The organism is Streptomyces sp. NBC_01485 (assembly GCF_036227125.1).
Lineage (GTDB): Bacteria > Actinomycetota > Actinomycetes > Streptomycetales > Streptomycetaceae > Streptomyces.
In genome coordinates, this window is record NZ_CP109435.1 from 8,276,039 (window position 1) to 8,295,367 (window position 19,329).

Sequence of the window (19,329 nt, forward strand, 5' to 3'; positions counted from 1 at the left end):
CAGATTTACTCGTGATCCCACCCTATTCGGAACCTGGCGAAGGCAGTTGGGCGAGGTCAGGGATGCGTATAATGATGAGACGTCTGGTCCCCGTGCTACTCATCGGGGGTCAATGTTTGCGACGCGTTTGGCCAGCTCCGCCCGGGTCTGAACGCCGAGTTTGCGATAGATTCGCGTGAGATGCTGACTCACGGTGCTCACGGTGATATGTAGATTACCGGCTATCTCCCGGTTGGTCTGCCCGAGGCCGACCAGCCTCGCGACCCGGCGTTCGGCTCGGCTCAGCAACTTCGCCACATCGTGTTCGGCCTTGGCGTGCCCATTGGGTTGAGAGTCGAAACGACCGGCCTGGGCGCGGACCGCCTGATCCGCCGTACGTGGCAAGAGGCCCGTCGTCCACCGACCGAGCGCCTCCGCCGCCGCCTCCGAGGTCCGCGACGACACAAGCTCCTCCGGCTCTGGCGTCCTGCCGTCGCATCTGGGCGAACCGACCGCCCCCAGGACGGCGAGGGTTCCGGCCGCAGCACGGGTACGCACACCGCGGCCGGCAAGTGTGGCAACCACACCGTTGGCGAGGTTGTCACCTGCAGCAGGCTCGGCCCCCAACCGGCTGTGGCCGGGGCCGTGCGACGGTTCGCCGTCGACACCGCCGAGCATCGTGTCGATGATTTTCTCCACCGGGCCGGTCCGCGTCGGTCGTTCCGGGTGCGGGACCGCTTCCGGAGCTGCCTGGCAGCCGTTCGCGCCGACCGCGTGGTGGATCAGGCCGCTGCCCCACGACAAGGACCGAGCGGTGCCGTGGTTGGCTCGCGCGATGATCTCCGCCGTAATGAACACCGCCGTCTCCTCGGGAGTAAGAGCACCGAGATCCAGACCGATCGGAACACACAGACGAGCCACCTGATCCTCGGGAACACCCGCCTCCCGCAGCAGATCGAGACGCCGTCGATGCGTACCCCGCGAACCCATCACACCCACATAACCGACCGGAAGCGCCAACGCCAGACGCAGCAACGGAACATCGAACTTCGCGTCATGGGTCAGCACACACACAGCGGTACGCGGATCGACACCGGTCGACGCCAGATAACGATGCGGCCAATCGGTCACGACCTCGTCGGCGTGCAGAGAACGGGCCACAGTGGCAGAGACCGGACGGGCGTCACATACCGTCACCCGGTAGCCGAGGAAGCTGCCCGCCCTGCTGAGGGTCCCGGTGAAATCGGTGGCACCGAAGATCAGCATACGAGGACGGGACACCCGGGCATGAACCACGACCGTCAACCGCCGCCCACCAGTGCCGCTCCCCGGGACCCCGGCAACTCCCGCCTCACCACCGACCTCGACCCGCTCGGTACGGCCCGCCCGCAGGACCCCAAGGGCACGAGCCACGACCGCCCGGTCCATGTTCCGCTCGCCCAGAGTGCCCTCAGCAGCCCCCTCACCTGGGACATGAAGCATACGGCCGACCAACTCACCAGGACCGTCGACCACGTGAGCCACAGCCACAGCCACATCCCGCCCCGCAGCCACGGCACCGAGCGCGGCAACGAGCTGCGGCTCCGCAACAGGGTCCACACGCTGCACCAGCACATCGACCTCCCCGCCACAGGCCCGACCGACAGCCGAGGCATCCGAATTCGCGCAGTCGAAGCTGGCGCGGGCAGGTGGCTCTTTGCGCACAAGGACGCGTCGGCACAGTTTGTGCACGGCCTCTTCGACGCAGTCGCCGATCGCATTGCCCTCCGCATCCAAAGCCAGCGCGGTTCCGATCGGCAGGGGTGCACTGCCTCTGACACCGACAATGGTGGCGAGAGCGAAAGGACGGGCCGCACGGCACCACTCGTACAGCGTGTCCGCAATTTTCAGCATGACGGGCCTTCCGTGAGGTGGATGACTGACGGGCCGTCACCGTGCATGAGGAAGCCGCGATGACGACCCTGGCTCCCGGCGGTGTGGCGTGACCGGCTGCGCAGGCGCTCAGCGCACTACGTCAGGATTGGGACTCGGTGGATCATGGCTCGGGGGTGAGTCGAGCGCGGCACACTGGTGTCATCGGGGTCGGGGCCGCCGTGCACCAACTCCTCCAGGAGCAGCCCGGCGGGACTCGTGAATCGGAGCGAGGCCGCCGAGCTCGCCGCGGAATTCCGTTAGTCGGGCGACTCCGGCGGTCGATCGGTCCACGACGGCGGCGCGCAGTCGTCAGTGGCGAGGTTGTTCGGCAGGCCCACCCGGGAGGGCACCGTGACGAAGTCGTGGTCGGCGGCCAATGGCAGGCCGACTGCAGCAGCGCTGGTCGAGGAACCGCCGGTGTTCATGCCAGGGTTCGGGGAACACTCGCAGAATTCACCTCCTGACCCATCTCAAGCAAGTCCAGTCTTATCAAGCTCCTTTCATGCCGGGCAAAGCGCACACCGTGACCGCGTCGAGGGTGGCTCCATGCCTCGCGGTCCGGGCGCGGCCGAACACAAGGGAAGCGCTCGCCCGTTGTGGAAGGATGTGAGGTACCAGCGCCGTGCTGCGCTGATTCAAGTTGCTCCTACTCCCCGAACTTCCCCGGTGGCGGATTCATGATGGCGAGCCGAGCTTTTCCCTGACTTTTTCCACCGGACTCCTCCCAGAATCTACAGGTGGTGTCGATAAGAATCCAAGGGCCTTCTTCGATGCCCTCCCACTGCGAGGTTCCAACTATCTTCAGTTCCCCCCAAAATCTCTTTCCGTTCATTCGGCGCCGGAAGCTGCTGTGCAGATAGTCGATGATGAACATGTCCGGAAGCTGACGCTCCCAGAACTGCTCCATCGTCCAGCTGTCGAAAGGCTCAGCCACCCCTTCCTTCACCGACTTGGCAAGAATGTAGTACACCATCTGGTTGTAGCAGATATTGAACTCAACCGCGTTGAAGTGACCGGTGTCATCGATATAACAGGACTCGGGTATTTCGAATGCGCAACGAATGCTTGAGATGGCATCTCCGCCGCTTTCCGTGGCCACTGACAGCTCTGCCGATTTCAAGTACCGACAGTTCGGCTTGTACGGAACGAGTACCTTTTCGAGGAGCTCCGCATCATTTTCGTGAACCACGCTTCCCTGGTCGGCAACAACCGTGGGAGGGGGCTGTGAACTCATCTCTACTCCTCGTTCCGGAGGGCGTGCTGACGGGGCGGCGGTTCGCTTCGGCGACTAGTGCTTCGGGCGGGCTTCACCGGGGACCTTCACATGGCCGGAGGAGGCAGTACCCAACCCCAGCCTGCTTCGCAGCTGTCCCGACAACTCAGTGGCGGTCGGGTGATCGAAGAGCAGGGCCGTCGGCAGCCGCAGCCCAATGGCCTTGCTCAGGCGCTCGCGCAGTTGGACAGCGCCCAGGGAATCGAGGCCCATGCCGATGAAGTCCCGTCCGGGCTCGACATCCTCCGCTGAGGCATGGCCGAGAACGGAAGCCACCTGGGACCTCACAAAGTCCAGGAGGGCCTGGTCGAGCGCCTCGCCGGCCAGTCCGGACAGCCGCCGGGCCAGGGGTTGATGCTGCTTCCGCGGGTTTGCGGCGTTGCGCTTCCCCGGGGCGTCCGCCACCAACTCGGTGAACAACGGAAGGGTGCCGGTGTCCCCTGTTCGAACGGCGGCGAGGTCCAACTTGGCGACCGCCAGATGAGAACGGTCGGTGGTGAGCGCCTTGTCGAAGAGGGCAAGGCCCTCGTCGGCGGAGAGCGGCGCGATACCGGTCCGGGAAAGCCGGCTGAGATCGGTGACACCGAGCGCGTCGGCCATACCACCGACCCCGGCCCACGCCCCCCAGCCAAGCGAGATCGCCGGCAGGCCCTGGGCGCGTCGGTGCTGAGCCAGGGCGTCCAGGAAGGCGTTGGCCGCAGCGTAGTTGGCCTGTCCGGGGTTCCCGGTCAGAGCCGAGAGCGAGGAGAACAGGACGAACGCGGACAGTCCGGCGCCCTTGGTGAGCTCATGCAGATGCCACGACGCGGTGGCCTTGGGATGCATCACCGCTGTCATCCGCTCAGGAGTCAGGGACTGCACTGTGCCGTCATCCACCAGCCCGGCCGCGTGTACCACAGCGGTCGGGGAGTGTGCGGCGATGACAGCGGCCAGCGCTTCGCGGTCACCGGTGTCGCAGACGACGACCGTCGCGTGCGCACCCAGGCCGGCGAGGTCGGCCTCCAGCTCCGCGGCGCCTTCCGCCGCCGGGCCGCGGCGACTGGCCAGCACCAGCCGCCGCACTCCGTACCGGGTTGCCAGGTGCCGTGCCACCAGGCCCCCGAGTGCGCCGGTGCCACCTGTGATCAGGACCGTTGAATCAGGCCCGAAAGCCGCAGCGTCCAAGACCCCTTGTGCTGCTGTGTCCGTCGAGCGGGCCAGCCGAGGCACGTACAGTCTGCCGTCGCGTATCGCGATCTGGGTCTCGCCGCCGGCCAGGGCCGCTGCGACCGCGCGGCGGGATTGTTCCTTGTCATCGAGGTCGATGAGCACGAAACGGCCAGGGTTCTCCGCCTCGGCCGTGCGCACCAGCCCCCACAAGGGGGCGGTGACGCAGTCGGATCCGCTGTCCGTCGGACCCGTGGTGACCGCTCCACGGGTCATCACCACCAGCCGGGACTCGGCGAACTGCTCGTCGGCGAGCCACTGTTGGATTACGCCGAGGGTTCGGCGGACCGCTGCTTGCGCGCTCGCCGGCACGTCCGTGGCCGCGCGGTCGGGCAGGACCGTCATCAGCACGCCGTCGGGGACGGGTTCGCCGACCTCGATCGCGTACCCGAGGCCGGTCAGGTCAGGATGGACGCCGGCGATACCGAGCGTCGTGTGCAAGCCCAACGGGTCGCTGCCGACCAGATCCCACCGGCCCGACGGAGGGGTCTGCGGCAGTGGAAGTCCGGTCCACTCCACCGTGAACAGCCCTTGCCCGGTACCGGCGGCGTCGGCACCGGTCCGTCCCGGCGGGAGGCTGCGCAACAGCAGAGACTCGACTCGGGCCACCGGTGTGCCCGTGTGGTCGGCGAGGTCGAGGGCGACGGTGTCGCGGCCGGTGGCCCGCAGCCTCACGCGAAGGGCGGTGGCGGAGGTCGTGTGCAGGGTCAGCCCGTTCCATTCGAACGGCAACCGGGCTCGCCCCAGGGGTTCCGAACGGTCCATCCCCTCCGTCAGCAGGAGAGTGTGCAAGGCCGAGTCCAGCAGCACGGGGTGCAGGCCGTAGGAGGCACGGTCGGCCGCCTCCGGCAGACTGACCTCGGCGTAGATCGCGTCGTCGCAGCGCCAGGCGGCGGTCAAGCCCTGGAAGGCGGGTCCGTAGTGGTAGCCGCGATCGGTGAAGCCTTCGTCGTACTGGCCCGTCACATCCAGAGGTGTCGCGGCGGCAGGGGGCCATTCGGCGTCCAGGCCCATTTCCGGGACCGCCGCTCCGGGTGCCAGGACGCCTGTGGCGTGCCGGGCCCACTGCGACGCGGTCCCGGGTTCATCCGGCCGTGAGTGGACGGTGATGGACCGCTGTCCTGTGGCGTCCGGACCTTCCACGGTGACCTGCAGCCGGACCGCGCCGTGCGAAGGAAGCAGCAGCGGCGTGTCGATGGTGAGTTCCTCGACACGGTCGCATCCGTTGCGGCCACCCGCGTGGAGTGCCAGTTCGGCGAAAGCGGCTCCGGGCAGCAACACGGCACCGTCGACCTCGTGGTCGGCCAACCACGGGTGGGTACGCAACGAGATCCGGCCCGTATACACAAGCCCGCCCTCCGCGAGTTCGAGCGGAGCGCCGAGCAGCGGGTGGGCCGAACCGTCCGTCGGAATCCCTACTGGTGCCGACTCCTCCAGCCAGAAGCGGCGGCGCTGGAAGGCGTAGGTGGGCAACTCCACTCGCTGTGGCGCGGTGCCGAGAACGCCGGCCCAGTTCGGCTCGGTGCCACGGGCGACGGCGTGGGCGAGTGCGGTCAGGGTCGTGCGGATGCCGGATCGATCGCGGCGCAGGAGCGGGACCAGCTCCGGCTCGCGTGGCGCCGGCTGGGTGGCGAGGCAGTCGTGCGCCAACGCGGTGAGCACGGAGTCGGGCCCGATTTCCAGGTAGTCGGTGACGCCCAGGAGACTCAGATGGCCGATGCCGTCGGCGAAGCGGACGGTTCGACGGATGTGCTGGGCCCAGTAGTCGGGCGTGCGCAGTTCTTCCGTGGTCGCCGCTCGGCCGGTGAGGTTGGAGACGACGGGAATCGTGGGGGGCCGGAAGGTCAGCGTTTCCGCGAGGCGGGTGAACTCGTCGAGGGCGGTGTCCATATGAGGGGAGTGGAAGGCGTGGCTGACCCGCAGCGCGGTGGTCCTGCGGCGCCGTGACCTCCAGTGGTCAGCGATCCGGGCGACGGTTTCCGCATCGCCGGAGATCACCACCGAGTCGGGGCCGTTCACAGCGGCGATGGCGATCGCGTGTTCCTGCCCCGCCAGCAGCGGCAGCATCTCCGCCTCGGTGGCCTGGACGGCGACCATGGCTCCGTCGTCCCGGGCGCTCTCCATGAGCCGGCCCCGGGCCGCGACAAGCGTGCAGGCGTCCGCCAGGTCGAGCACACCGGCTGCGTGCGCCGCCGCCAGTTCTCCGACGGAGTGGCCCATCAAGTGGTCCGGTTCGAGACCCCAGGATTCCACGAGCCGGAACAACGCCGTTTCGAGTGCGAACAGGGCGGCCTGGGCGTGAACGGTCCGGTCGAGCCGCGCCGCGGCGGCCGAACCGGGCTCGGCGAACAGTACGTCCCGCAGCGGCCGGTCGAGGTGCTTGTCGAACTGCGCGCAGACCTCGTCGAGGCTGCGGGCGAAGACCGGGAAGGCTTCGTACAGGTCATGGCCCATGCCGGGATACTGGCTTCCCTGACCGGTGAAGAGGAATGCCGTCCGGCCGCGTTCCGCAGGCCCGCCGAGCACCGTCGCTTCGCCGGGGCTGCCTGCCGCGAGTGTTTCGAGCTGGTGCGTCAGTTCATCACGATCCCCGGCCACCACGATGGCCCGGTGGTCGAAGACGGTCCGGGAAGTGGCCAGGGAGTGCGCGAGGTCGGCGAGCCCGAGTCCGGGGTTCGCCTTGAGATGCCCGGCCAATCTGCCGGCCTGCGCCGACAGGGCCGAGTCACCGGCCGCGGAGATGACGTAGGGCAGCACGGCGTCGGCCGACGGCGGGTCCGCCCCTTCGGTGCCGGTGGGCCGGGCCTCGGCCACGGCCTCTTCCAGCACCATATGGGCGTTGGTGCCGCTGATGCCGAAGGACGACACCCCCGCCCGGCGTGGCCGGTCCCTCTGTGGCCACGGCACCTGTTCCGTCAGCAGTGACAGGGCGCCGGACGACCAGTCGATGCGGGGTGAGGGCTGGTCGGCGTGCAGGGACTTCGGCAGCGCGCCGTGCCGCATGGCCTGCACCATCTTGATCACCCCGGCCACCCCGGCGGCGGCCTGGGTGTGGCCGATGTTCGACTTCACCGTTCCGATCCGAAGTGGAGCCCCCGCCGGCCGCAGCGGACCGTAGACGGCGGTCAGTGCCTCGGCCTCGATGGGGTCGCCGAGGGCCGTACCGGTACCGTGCGCCTCGACCGCGTCGATGTCGGTGGGAGTGAGCCGCGCGTCATCGAGGGCCTGCCGGATGACCCGCTGTTGCGAAGGGCCGTTCGGTGCGGTCAGGCCGTTGCTGGCGCCGTCCTGGTTGACGGCGCTGCCGCGGATGACAGCCAGCACCGGATGCCCGTTGCGCCGGGCGTCGGAGAGCCGCTCCAACAGCAGCAGGCCGGCACCTTCTCCGAAGCCGGTGCCGTCCGCGCCGGCCGCGAATGCCTTGCACCGCCCGTCGGCGGACAGCCCGCGCTGGCGGCTGAACTCGGTCAGCAGATGCGGAGAAGCCATCACAGTGGCGCCGCCGGCCAGGGCCAGGGAGCATTCCCCACCACGCAGCGCCTTGGTGGCCAGATGCACGGCGACCAGCGACGACGAGCAGGCGGTGTCCACTGTGATGGCCGGGCCCTCGAAGCCGAGTGTGTACGAGATCCGTCCGGAGGCCACGCTGGCCTGGTTGCCTGCCAGCAGGTAGCCCTCCAGATCGCTCTGTACGTGACGCAGTCGCGCGGCGTAGTCGTGGTGGATGACGCCGGTGAAGACTCCGGTCCGGCTTCCGCGCAGAGTGCCGGGTCTGATGCCGGCCTGCTCAACGGCCTCCCAGGCCAGCTCCAGCAGCAGGCGCTGCTGCGGATCGGTGGCGAGTGCCTCACGGGGGCTCATGCCGAAGAAGTCGGGGTCGAAGTCGCCGGGAGCGGGCAGGAAGCCACCGTTGCGGGTGTAGGCGGTGCCGGGCCGACTGGGATCCTCGTCGTAGAGCCGGTCGAGGTCCCAGCCCCGGTCGGCGGGGAAGTCACCGATGGCGTCGGTGCCCTCACTGAGCAGGCTCCAAAGATCTTCAGGGGACTCCACTCCGCCGGGGTAGCGACAGCTCATCGCGATGATGGCGACGGGTTCGTCCTGCGGGGCCGCCGCCTGCACGGCGGCGGGGGCGGCGGTGTCGGGGTTGTGGAGCATCCGGGACCGCAGGTGTTCGGCCAGGGCCTGTGGGGTGGGGTGGTCGAAGATCAGTCCGGCAGGCAGCCGCAGTCCTCCGCGAACGCTCAGGCGGTTGCGCAGCTCAACCGCGGTGAGGGAGTCGAAACCGATGTCCTTGAAGGTGTGCCGGGGTGCCACGGCGTCCGGTCCGCCATGGCCGAGGACCATAGCGGCCTCGCCTCGCACCACGTCCAGCAGCAGGCGATCCGCGTCGGCGTCGGCGAGCCCCGCCAACTGCTCCGCGAGGGTGGTACCCATCGTGGCGGGGGTGACGCCTGCGGCGGGCCTTTTGGGGGTTCCGGCGATGTCCCGGAGAACCGCCGGCAGACTTCCCGAGGCCGACCGGGCACGCAGAGCCGCGGGAGCGAACCCGGCGGCCACCAACAACGGCCGGTCCGCCGACCATGCCCTGTCGAACAGGGCCAGGCCTTGTTCGGGCGCGAGCGCGGTAACACCCGCGCGGGCCATCCGGTCGAGGTCATCGCGTTCCAGATGCCCGGTCATTCCGCTCGGTTCGGCCCACAGTCCCCAGGCGAGCGAGACGGCCGGCAGTCCCTGGGCGTGACGGTGCTGGGCGAGAGCGTCCAAGAAGGTGTTGGCCGCCGCGTAGTTGGCTTGTCCCGCGCCTCCCAGCGTACCGATGACCGAGGAGAACAGAACGAAGGCGGAAAGGTCCTCGCCCCGGGTCAACCGGTGCAGATTCCACGCCGCGTCCACCTTCGGTCGCAACACCGCCGTGAGCCGGTCAGGCGTCATCGAATCCACGGTGGTGTCGTCCAGCACCCCCGCCGCATGTACCACGGCTGTCAGCGGATGCCGGGCCGGCACGGCGTCGAGCACACGCTTGAGCGCCTCGCGATCGGCGGCGTCGCATGCCACCACTGTGGTCCGAGCGCCCAGCCTTTCCAGTTCGGCCACCAGCTCCGGCACGCCGTCGGCCGCGGCGCCGCGGCGGCTCAGCAGCAGCAGCCTCCGTACTCCGTGGACAGTCACCAGGTGGCGGGCGAGCAGGCTGCCCAGCCCTCCTGTTCCGCCTGTGATGAGGACGGTCCCGGCCGGATCGAGCGAGGCCGGAATGGTCAGGGCGACCTTGCCGAGATGACGGGCCTGACTGAGGTGCCGGAAGGCTTCGGGGGCACGGCGGATGTCCCAGGCGGCCAGCGGCAGAGGCTTCAGCACCCCGCTGTCGAACAGGGTGGAGAGTCCGGCCAGCATGCGCTGGATGTCCTCCGGATCGATGGTCATCAGGTCGAACGCCCGGTACACCACACCCGGGTGGTTTCGTGCGACCTCTTCGGCGTCCCGGACGTCGGTCTTGCCCATTTCGAGGAAGCGGCCTCCGTGGGGCAGAAGCCTGAGTGAAGCGTTGACGAATTCACCGGCGAGCGAGTCCAGGACGACGTCCATTCCACGCCCGCCCGTGGATGCGAGGAAATGGTCGAGGAAGGCCAGGGTGCGGGAGTCGCCGATGTGCCGGGTGTCCAGGCCGAGCGCACGCAGCGTGGCCTGCTTGCCGGAGCTCGCCGTCGCGTACACCTCGGCTCCCAGGTGCCGGGCGAGTTGCAGGGCGGCCATGCCCACTCCGCCGGTGGCCGCGTGGATGAGCAGCGCCTCTCCCGGCTTGATGGCAGCAAGGTCGACGAGGCCGTGGTAGGCGGTGAGGAAGACGATGGGAGCCGTGGCCGCCTGGGCGAACGTCCAGCCGGTCGGTACCTGGGTGAGCAGGCGGTGATCGGTGGTCACGACCGGCCCGACGCCGTCGGGGAACAGCCCCATCACGCGGTCGCCCGGACGGATCCCGCTCACGCCCTCGCCCACCTCGACGACGATGCCGGCTCCTTCGACCACGGGGGGCCGGCCACCGTCGTCGACCATGCCGAGGGTGAGCACGACATCGCGGAAGTTCAGCCCCGCCGCCCGCACGGACACACGGACCCGGCCCGTGGCCAGCGGTGTGCCGACGCCCGCGTCGTCCAGCAGCGCGAGGTTCTCCACTGTGCCCCGGCCGACGGTGCCAAGGCGCCACATCCCACCGTCGGGGGGCAAGGAGAGCGCCCCGTCCGAGGTCTCGCGGGCCAGTCCGGGGACGAAACCGGCTCCGTGCCGCACGGCGATCTGCGGTTCGCCGGCGGCCGACAGGAGCGGCAGTGCCGCGGTGCTGGACTCCTCGCTGTCGAGGTCGATCAGTACAAATCGTCCGGGATGTTCCGACTGGGCGGTGCGCAGCAGGCCCCACACCGGTGCGTGGGACAGATCCGGGACGAGTTCACCCCGGCGTGTGGCGACGGCGCCGCGGGTGACCACCACCAGTCGTGTGTCGGCGAGACGGTCGTCGGCGAGCCATTCCTGGACCAGTGCCAGGGCGTCGCACGCCGCGGTGTGAGCCGCCGCAGCCGGGTCACTCGTGGGGCGGCCGGAGGGAACGGGCACGTCCGCGTCGAAGAGCGGGGCGAGGACGGTTTCGGGCAACGGCAGGCCATCGTCCAAGGCCTGGCGCAGCGCCACGAGGTCCGGGTACACCGCCAGGTCCACCCCGGCCGGCCGCAGACTGCCGGTGCCCAGTTCCACCCAACGCCGTACGGCCCGAGTGGTCGTCGCTTCGGCCTGCAACGATGTCCACAGTGTCGCGTACAGCGAGCCGGGGCCGAAGGCCCGGCCACTGCGCAGGCGGTCCGCCTGGATCGGCCTGAACAGCACGGACTCAGCCCGTGCCACGATGGCTCCGGTGGGGTCGGCGACGGTGAGCGCGGCGGTTTCCGCCCCGGCCGGGGAGAGCCGTACCCGTAGTGCGGAAGCGCCGACGGCGTGCAGCTCCACTCCCGACCAGGAGAAGGGCAGCCGTATGCCGTCCGTGGTCGACCGGCCGCCGAGCAGCAGCGCGTGCAGCGCGCCGTCCAACAGCGCGGGGTGAAGGTGGTAGTGCGCGGCGTCTGCCTGCTGCTCGGCGGTCAGTCCGATCTCGGCATGGATCTCGTCGCCGAGGCGCCATACTCCGGTCAGCACCTGGAAGGCGGGCCCGTAGTGGTATCCCCGCTCGGCGAGGCGGGAGTACACCTCGGCCATGTCCACCGGCACAGCACCGGTCGGCGGCCAGGCGGAGAACGTGCCGTCGTCCCGGAGCCGTCCGTCGGATTCGGCCAGCACACCCTCGGCGTGCCGTGTCCATCCCGGGCCGTCGGTGAGCGTGGCGGCGGGAACGCGCGCATGGACGGTGAAGCTCCGGTGTCCCTCTCCGTCCGGGCTCCCGACCTCCAGCTGGATCTCCACCGTGCCGTGTTCGGGAAGCAGGAGCGGCGCTTCCAGGGTGAGGTCCTCGATTCGCCCGCACGCCGTCCGCTCACCGGCGTGCAGTGCCAGTTCGACGAAGGCGGTGCCGGGCAGCACGACGGTGCCTGCCACGGCGTGGTCGGCGAGCCACGGCTGCGTGGCACGCGAGAGCCGGCCGGTGAACAGAACCCCACCACCTCCGGCACGCTCCACGAAGGCGCCCAGGAGCGGGTGCCGCGCGGCTTCCAGCCCGAGGGCCTCGGACTGCCCGTCGGAGGCAGGCACGTTCAGCCAGTGGCGGCGGCGTTGGAAGGCGTACGTGGGGAGGTCGACCGGTGTGGCCGGGTCGTCGGCGAACGGTGACTTCCAGTCGACGGTCGCGCCGTGGACCCACGCATGGGCCAGCGAGAGCAGAAAGCGGTCGGGACCGCCCTCACCGCGCCGGAGCGAATCAGTGACGGCAACCTCCGCTCTCATGTCCTCGACGGTCTCCTGGATGCCGACGGTGAGCACCGGGTGCGGGCTGACCTCGATGAACAGCCGGTGCCCCTGCTCGACCAGGCCGCGGGTGGCCGGTTCGAAGAGGACGGGACGGCGCAGGTTGCCGTACCAGTACTCGGCGTCCAGAGCAGCTTCCTCGGGCAGACGGGTGCCGTTGAGGGTCGAGAAGAACGGCACCTTGGGGGCCCTGGGCGAGATGGGTGAGAGCACATCGAGCAGGTGGTCGTGGAGCGGCTCGACATAGGGCGAGTGTGAGGCGTAGTCCACGGGGATCCGGCGGGCGCGGACCCCGTCGGCCTTGCACGAGGCGAGCAGCTCGTCGAGTGCCGCCGCATCGCCGGAGACGACCGTGGACGCGGGGCCGTTGAGTGCCCCGACGTATATCTGGCCGGGCCATCGGGCGATGCGGGCCTCGGTCTCGTCGGTGGGAAGCGCGAGCGAGACCATGCCGCCGGTGCCGGACACTCCGGCCAGGGCCCGGCTGCGCAGCGCGACCACGCGGGCCGCGTCGTCCAGCGTCAACGCTCCGGCGACGTACGCGGCGGCGATCTCTCCCTGGGAGTGGCCCACGACCGCGGCGGGTTCGACACCCCGTGACCGCCACAGCGCGGCCAGCGAGACCATGACGGCGAACAACAGGGGCTGGACGACCTCGGCCGTGTCCGGGGACGGGCTGTCGGCCTCGCCGCGCAGAACGGCGGTCGCCGACCAGTGCGTGAAGGGCCGGAGTGCCGCGTCGCACTCGTCCATGCTCCGCCGGAACACCTCGGAGCTGTCCAGCAGTTCCCGCGCCATTCCGGTCCACTGGGAGCCCTGGCCGGGAAAGACGAAGACGGTGCCCGGGTCGCCGATGGCCGTGCCACGCACGGCCAGGGGCGACGGCTCGCCCAGGGCGACGGCCCGTAGGCCGTCCAGGAACTCTTCGCGGTCGTGGGCCACGATCACGGCGCGGTCCGGGAGCACCGCCCGGGTGGTGGCCAAGGCACGCCCCACGTCGGCCGGCGTTGCGGCAGGGGCGGTCTCGGCGAATGTCCGCAGCCGCTCGGCCTGTTCCCGTAGTGCCGTCGCGCCCCGGCCCGAGATCGTCCACGGGACTGCGGCAGTATGTGTGACGGCCGGTGCCGGCTCCGCGCCGTCGGATACGACCCGGTCGTCGGCGGGTGCCTGTTCCAGGATCAGGTGGGCGTTGGTGCCGCTGATGCCGAAGGACGAGACCGCGGCGCGCCGCGGCCGGTCGCTCCATGGCCAGGAAACCGGCTCGGTCAACAGCGACACGGCCCCGGCCGACCAGTCCACATGCCGGGTGGGCCGGTCGACGTGCAGGGTGCGGGGCAGGATTTCCCGCCGCATGGCCATCACCATCTTGATGACGCCGCCGACGCCGGCGGCGGCCTGTGCGTGGCCGATGTTGGACTTCAGTGATCCGAGTCGCAGCGGACGGTCGGACGGCCGGTCCCGTCCGTAGGTGGCCAGCAGCGCGCGGGCTTCGATGGGGTCTCCCAGGGCGGTGCCGGTGCCGTGCGCCTCGACCGAGTCGATGTCCGAGACCGAGAGGCCGGCGTCGGCCAGTGCCTGTCGGATGACCTTCTCCTGGGCCTGCCCGCTCGGCGCCGTCAATCCGTTGCTGGCGCCGTCCTGGTTGACGGCGGAGCCTCTGATCACCGCCAGTACCTGATGGCCACGACGGCGGGCATCGGACAGTCGTTCGAGTACGAGGACTCCGGCTCCCTCGGCCCACGCGGTGCCGTCGGCGGCGTCGGCGAACGCCTTGCAGCGGCCGTCCCGAGCCAGTCCCCCCTGCCGGCTGAACTCCACGAACATCCCTGGTCCCGACATGACAGCGACGCCTCCGGCCAGCGCAAGACCGCACTCGCCCTGGCGCAGCGCGCGTACCGCCATGTGGAGGGCGACCAACGAGGAGGAGCAGGCGGTGTCGACCGTGACCGCCGCCCCTTCGAGGCCCATGGTGTAAGCGAGCCGGCCGGAGAGCACGCTGGTGGTACTGCCTGTGAGCAGGTAGCCCTCGAAACCCTCGGCACGCTGGTGCAGCCGGGGCCCGTAGTCCTGCGGCATCGCGCCCATGTAGACGCCGACCTGACGCCCCCTCAGAGTGCCGGGGTCGATACCGGCCCGTTCCAGTGCTTCCCAGGAAGTCTCCAGGAGCAGTCGCTGCTGAGGATCCATCGCGGTGGCTTCCCGGGGGCTTATCCCGAAGAACTCCGCGTCGAACCCGTCTGCGTCGTGCAGGAACCCGCCGCTACGGGTGTAGGTGGTGCCGTGCCGGTCGGGATCCGGGTCGTAGAGTCCGTCGATGTCCCACCCTCGGTTGTTCGGGAACTCCGAGATCGCGTCAGTGCCCTGCTCCACGAGGTGCCACAGGCCCTCCGGGGACTCCACTCCGCCGGGGTAACGGCAGCCCATGCCGACGATCGCGATCGGGTCGCCGACGATCGCGACGAGCTGTGGCTCTCGCGCTGTGTCGGCCTCGCCCGTGGAGAGGCTCCGCAGACGGCGGATCAGCGCGGCGGGCGTGGGGTGGTCGAACAGCAGGGTCGCGGCCAGGGGCAGGCCGGTGGCTTCGGTCAGCCGGTCCCGCAACTCGACCGACCCCAGCGAGTCGAACCCGAGATCCTTGAACGACGTGTCCAGATCGATGCTGCCGGGATCCGCATGCCCCAGCACGGCCGCCGTGTGACCGCGTACCAGGTCCCGCGCACTCCGCCCTCGCTCGGCCGTAGGCGGCTCGACGGTGCGGCCCTCGGCCACGATGGTGGTCACCGGTGCGTCGACCGGTGTCGCCGGACCTTCATCCGACGGCACCTGTCGGTCAGCGAGCCAGTAGCGCGAGCGCTGGAACGCGTAGGTGGGCAGAGCGACCCTGCCGGGCCGGTGCTCGGCGAACACGGCGGCCCAGTCGGGGCTCGCACCGTGTACATGGGCCTCGGCCAACGCGGCGGTCAGCGCCTCCTGCTCGGGGCGGTCGTCACGCAGCACGGGCACGGCCGTGGGGACCGGCCGCGCGCCTTCCCCGAGGCCGCCTCGGACCAGGGCGCTGAGCGTTCCGCCCGGCCCTAGTTCCAGGCAGGTGGTGACCTGCTCCGAGGCAAGGCTGCGGAGTACGTCCAGAAATCGGACGGTTTCCCGGATGTGCGCGGCCCAGTAGTCCGGCGAGGAGAGCTGCTCGACGCCGGCGGGGAGACCGGTGAGGTCGGAGATGAACGAGATCGTCGGCGGGTGGAAGGAGATGCCCTCGGCGATACGGCGGAACTCCTCGACCGCGCCGTCCATATGGGGCGAGTGGAAGGCGTGGCTGACTCGCAGTCTGCTGGTCCTGCGGCCTTGGGCGGCGAACCGCGCGGCGGTCTCCTCGACGGCGTCCGCGTCGCCGGACAGGACGACCGCGGAGGGTCCGTTGACCGCGGCGAGGTGGATTCGGCTGTACTGCGTGTCCAGGAGCGGCCGTACCTCCGCCTCGGTGGCCTGGACCGCGATCATGGCGCCGTCGGCGCGGGCAGCCTGCATCAGCCTGCCGCGGGCGGCGACGAGGGTGCAGGCGTCGGGCAGGGTGAGCACCCCGGCGGCATGTGCGGCCGACAGCCCGCCGATCGAGTGTCCGGTCACGACGTCCGGTACCAGACCGTAGCTCTCCATCAGCCGGAACAGCGCGGTCTCCAGGGCGAACAGAGCCGGTTGGGTGTAGCTGGTCCGGTCGAGCAGTTCGGCTTCCCGGGTGCCCGGGCGGGCGAACAGCAGGGGCTGCAGCGGCCGGTCGAGGTGCCCGTCCAACTGTGCGCAGATCTCGTCCAGTGCCTGGGCGAACCGAGGCACCGCGGCGTACAGCTCGCGTCCGGCCCCGGGGCGCTGGCTGCCCTGGCCGGCGAACAGGAACGCGGTCCTTCCGGCGGAGCCGTCAGCCGTGCGCCGGACGCGTCCGCGTAGCAGGCCGGCCACGGGGTCGCTGTCTGCCAGGGCGTCCAGGCCGCGCAGCAGGGCGCCCTGTTCGTCGCCGACCACGGCTGCGCGGTGCTCGAACGCCGTCCGTGTCGCCGCGAGGGAGAAACCGATGTCGGCGCTGTCCGGGCCAGGTTGGGCGCGAAGCCACGCGGAGAGTCGTCGTGCCTGTGCACGCAGCGCGGGTTCGGTGCGGGCGGACAGCACCCAGGGCAGCATGCGCGGAGCTGTCCGCTCCGGCGTTCGCTCCGGTCCGCCCTCGTCCTGCGTGTGGGGGCCGGACGAGCTGATCGCGCAAGACGGCTCGGAGAGTACGACATGGCAATTGGTCCCGCCCATGCCGAAGGAACTCACGCCCGCGGTCAGCGGTTCGTCCGGCTGAGGCCACGGCCCCTGGTGCCGTTGCAGCCGCAGCCGCAGCCCTTCCATGTCGATCTCGGGGTTGGGAATCTCGAAGTTGAGGCTCGCGGGGATTTTCCGGTGGCTGATGCTCAGCGCGGTCTTGAGCAGCCCGACGATGCCGGCGGCTCCTTCGAGGTGGCCGACGTTGGTCTTGGCGGAGCCGATCAGCAAGGGTGATTCGGCCGGCCGGCCGACGCCCAGTGCCGCGCCGAGCGCGGCCGCTTCGACAGGGTCGCCGACTCTGGTGCCGGTGCCGTGCAGTTCGACGTACTGGATGTCGGCGCGCTCGACGCCGGCGTTGTGGCAGGCCGCTCGTACGACGTCCGCTTGCCCCTGGGCGCTGGGCACGGTGAGGCTGTCGGTGGCCCCGTCATTGTTCGCCGCGCTGCCCCGGATCACGCAGTAGACGCGATCGCCGTCTGCGAGGGCGGCGGCCAGGGGCTTGAGGAGGACGACCGCGCCGCCTTCGCCGCGTACGTATCCGTTGGCCCTGGCGTCGAAGGTGTAGCAACGGCCGTCCGGGGAGAGGCCACCGAAGGCGGCGGCCTGCCGTGTGCTGCCTGCCGCGAGGTTGAGGTTCACTCCGCCGGCCAGCGCCAGGTCCGACGCTCCGGTCCGCAGGCTCTCGCAGGCGAGGTGCACGGCCATGAGAGAGGACGACTGGGCGGTGTCGACGGTCAGGCTCGGCCCGCGCAGGCCGAGGGTGTAGGAGATCCGGTTCGCGATGATGCCGCGGTTCAGTCCGGTGAGCGTGTGGCGGTTCTCTGCTTCGCGGTAGAGGGTGGACAGCGTGGCGTAGTCGTCCCGGACCGCACCGATGAAGACTCCGGTTCGAGACTCTTCGAGGGTCTCGTGGATGATCCCGGCGTCTTCGACGGCCTCCCATCCGAGCTCCAGCATCAGGCGCTGTTGAGGATCCATGGCGATGGCCTCGCGCGGTGAAATGCCGAAGAACCCCGGGTCGAAGTCCCCGATCCCGTCCAGGAACCCACCGTGCCGGACACCACTCGGCGCGGAACGATCGGATCCCGTGTCCCAGCGCCCTTCGGGCACCTCGGTGATCGCGCTCACGCCCTCTTCGAGGAGCTGCCAGAACTCGGCCGGATTCGAAGCGGACGGGAGGCGGCAAGCTAATCCGATCAGGGCTATTTCACTGTCCGGGAGGGCGGGCATCGGAGAAGACCCGGAATGGTTCACCACTGCGTCAACTTTCTCTTTAAACAGCATCAAAGAAAGGGCAGACGGAATGAATTAGAGATGGCGAATGATATCGATCAGGACACTCGGAGCAATTCAAAGCCGAAGGTAAATAAAGACCACGACCGCTTGGCTGCCGGCAGTACTCGAGGCGCTCAACCGGGAGTTCCCGCCCCCTCATCCCTCGTTGGCGATCATAGGGACAGCACTCCACCTCGGCAAGATTACACATTGCACTTGTTCATGCACTGAAGGTAATCGATGCTGCTCGCATGACATGGGAAAGCGGATGGACTCAGTCAATTTAGGGGGTCCTAAACCGCCTGGGGCCGATTTACAGTGCCGAGTGCCACAGGCAGGATGGAGCGTGAGATGCCCACGGGGCTGACAGATGAAGCGCCCTGTCCATTGTTCCGGAATCGACACTGCGCCCCCCTCCCGAGTCGGCCATCGCCCACCCCTCCAATCGCCTGCCCGTTCGGGGCCGATCGGTTCTGGACCGAACAGCTCGCGACGTCGCAAGCGGATCGCGAGTCATCAAAATCCCAGGAGGATCACCATGGACATAACGGCTCAGTTGGATGCCTCCCTCGGTGTCGCCGTCGAGGGGTTCAATCCGGCCACCGCCCCCGAGGAGGAGATCCGGGAACTCAAGAAACTTGTTTACTCGGAGAAGATCGTCATCCTGAAGAACCAGGATCTCGAACCCCCCGACTTCATCTCTTTCGGGCGCCGACTGGGAAGGGTGGAAACCTACTACCAGCCGATGTACCACCACCCGGAGTACAAGGAGATATTCGTCTCGTCGAACGTGAAGAAGAGTGACACTCAGATCGGCGTACCGCAGACCGGGAAGTTCTGGCATGCGGACTACTCCTTCATGCCGAATCCCTTCGGATTGACCCTCATCTATCCTCAGGTCGTGCCCAAGAAGAATCGCGGCACCTACTTCATCGACATGGGAGCGGCGTACGAAGCCCTCTCCGACGATCTCAAGGCGAGGGTCGCGGGGAAGAACGCGGTCCACACCGCGGGCATCTACTTCAAGATCAGGCCGAGCGACGTGTACCGGCCGATCTCGGAGGTGCTCGCGGACATCGAGCGTGAAACCCCGCCGGTCCGGCATCCCGCGGCCCTCGAACACCCGGTGACCGGTGAGACCGTGCTGTACGTCAGTCGGGGCCTTACCTCGGCGATCGAGGAGCGGGCGAACCCCGGGCAGCCGGACGCCGACCTGCTCACGGAACTATTCGAGGCCAGCGGCCAACTGGACAGCACCTTCACGCACGAGAGCATTCACCTGCAGACCTTCGACAGGGGCGATCTCCTGGTCTGGGACAACCGCAGTCTGATCCACCGTGCGCTGCACACCGAGAAGCCGGAGCCGACGGTCTCCTACCGGGTCACGGTGCACGACGAGTTCCCGTTCTACCAGGGCATCGCCTCCAGTTGACCACGCCCGG

4 protein-coding genes are annotated in these 19,329 nt (G+C 69.2%); 1 reads left to right on the plus strand and 3 read right to left on the minus strand.

Annotated elements, in window-relative coordinates; genetic code table 11:
- Positions 1-99: 99 nt before the first annotated feature.
- The 3 genes from OG352_RS36375 to OG352_RS36385 form a co-directional block, all read right to left on the minus strand.
- Positions 100-1,872: an XdhC family protein gene (locus OG352_RS36375; RefSeq protein WP_329222758.1), complete on the minus strand. Its 1,773-nt coding sequence runs from the start codon at positions 1,870-1,872 to the stop codon at positions 100-102.
- A gap of 667 nt (positions 1,873-2,539) precedes the next feature.
- The gene (locus tag OG352_RS36380; RefSeq protein WP_329222759.1) at positions 2,540-3,127 is read right to left on the minus strand and encodes an FcoT family thioesterase; all 588 of its coding nucleotides are present in this window, start codon (positions 3,125-3,127) and stop codon (positions 2,540-2,542) included.
- 54 nt (positions 3,128-3,181) lie between these two features.
- On the minus strand, positions 3,182-17,842 hold the full coding sequence (locus tag OG352_RS36385; protein ID WP_443072525.1) for an SDR family NAD(P)-dependent oxidoreductase: 14,661 nt from the start codon (positions 17,840-17,842) through the stop codon (positions 3,182-3,184).
- A 583-nt stretch (positions 17,843-18,425) separates the two neighbouring features.
- On the opposite strand from OG352_RS36385, the gene scoE reads away from it, so the two are divergent.
- Positions 18,426-19,319, plus strand: coding sequence for a (3R)-3-[(carboxymethyl)amino]fatty acid oxygenase/decarboxylase (gene scoE, locus OG352_RS36390; RefSeq protein WP_329222763.1), 894 nt, complete (start codon positions 18,426-18,428; stop codon positions 19,317-19,319).
- The last annotated feature ends 10 nt before the right edge of the window (positions 19,320-19,329 follow it).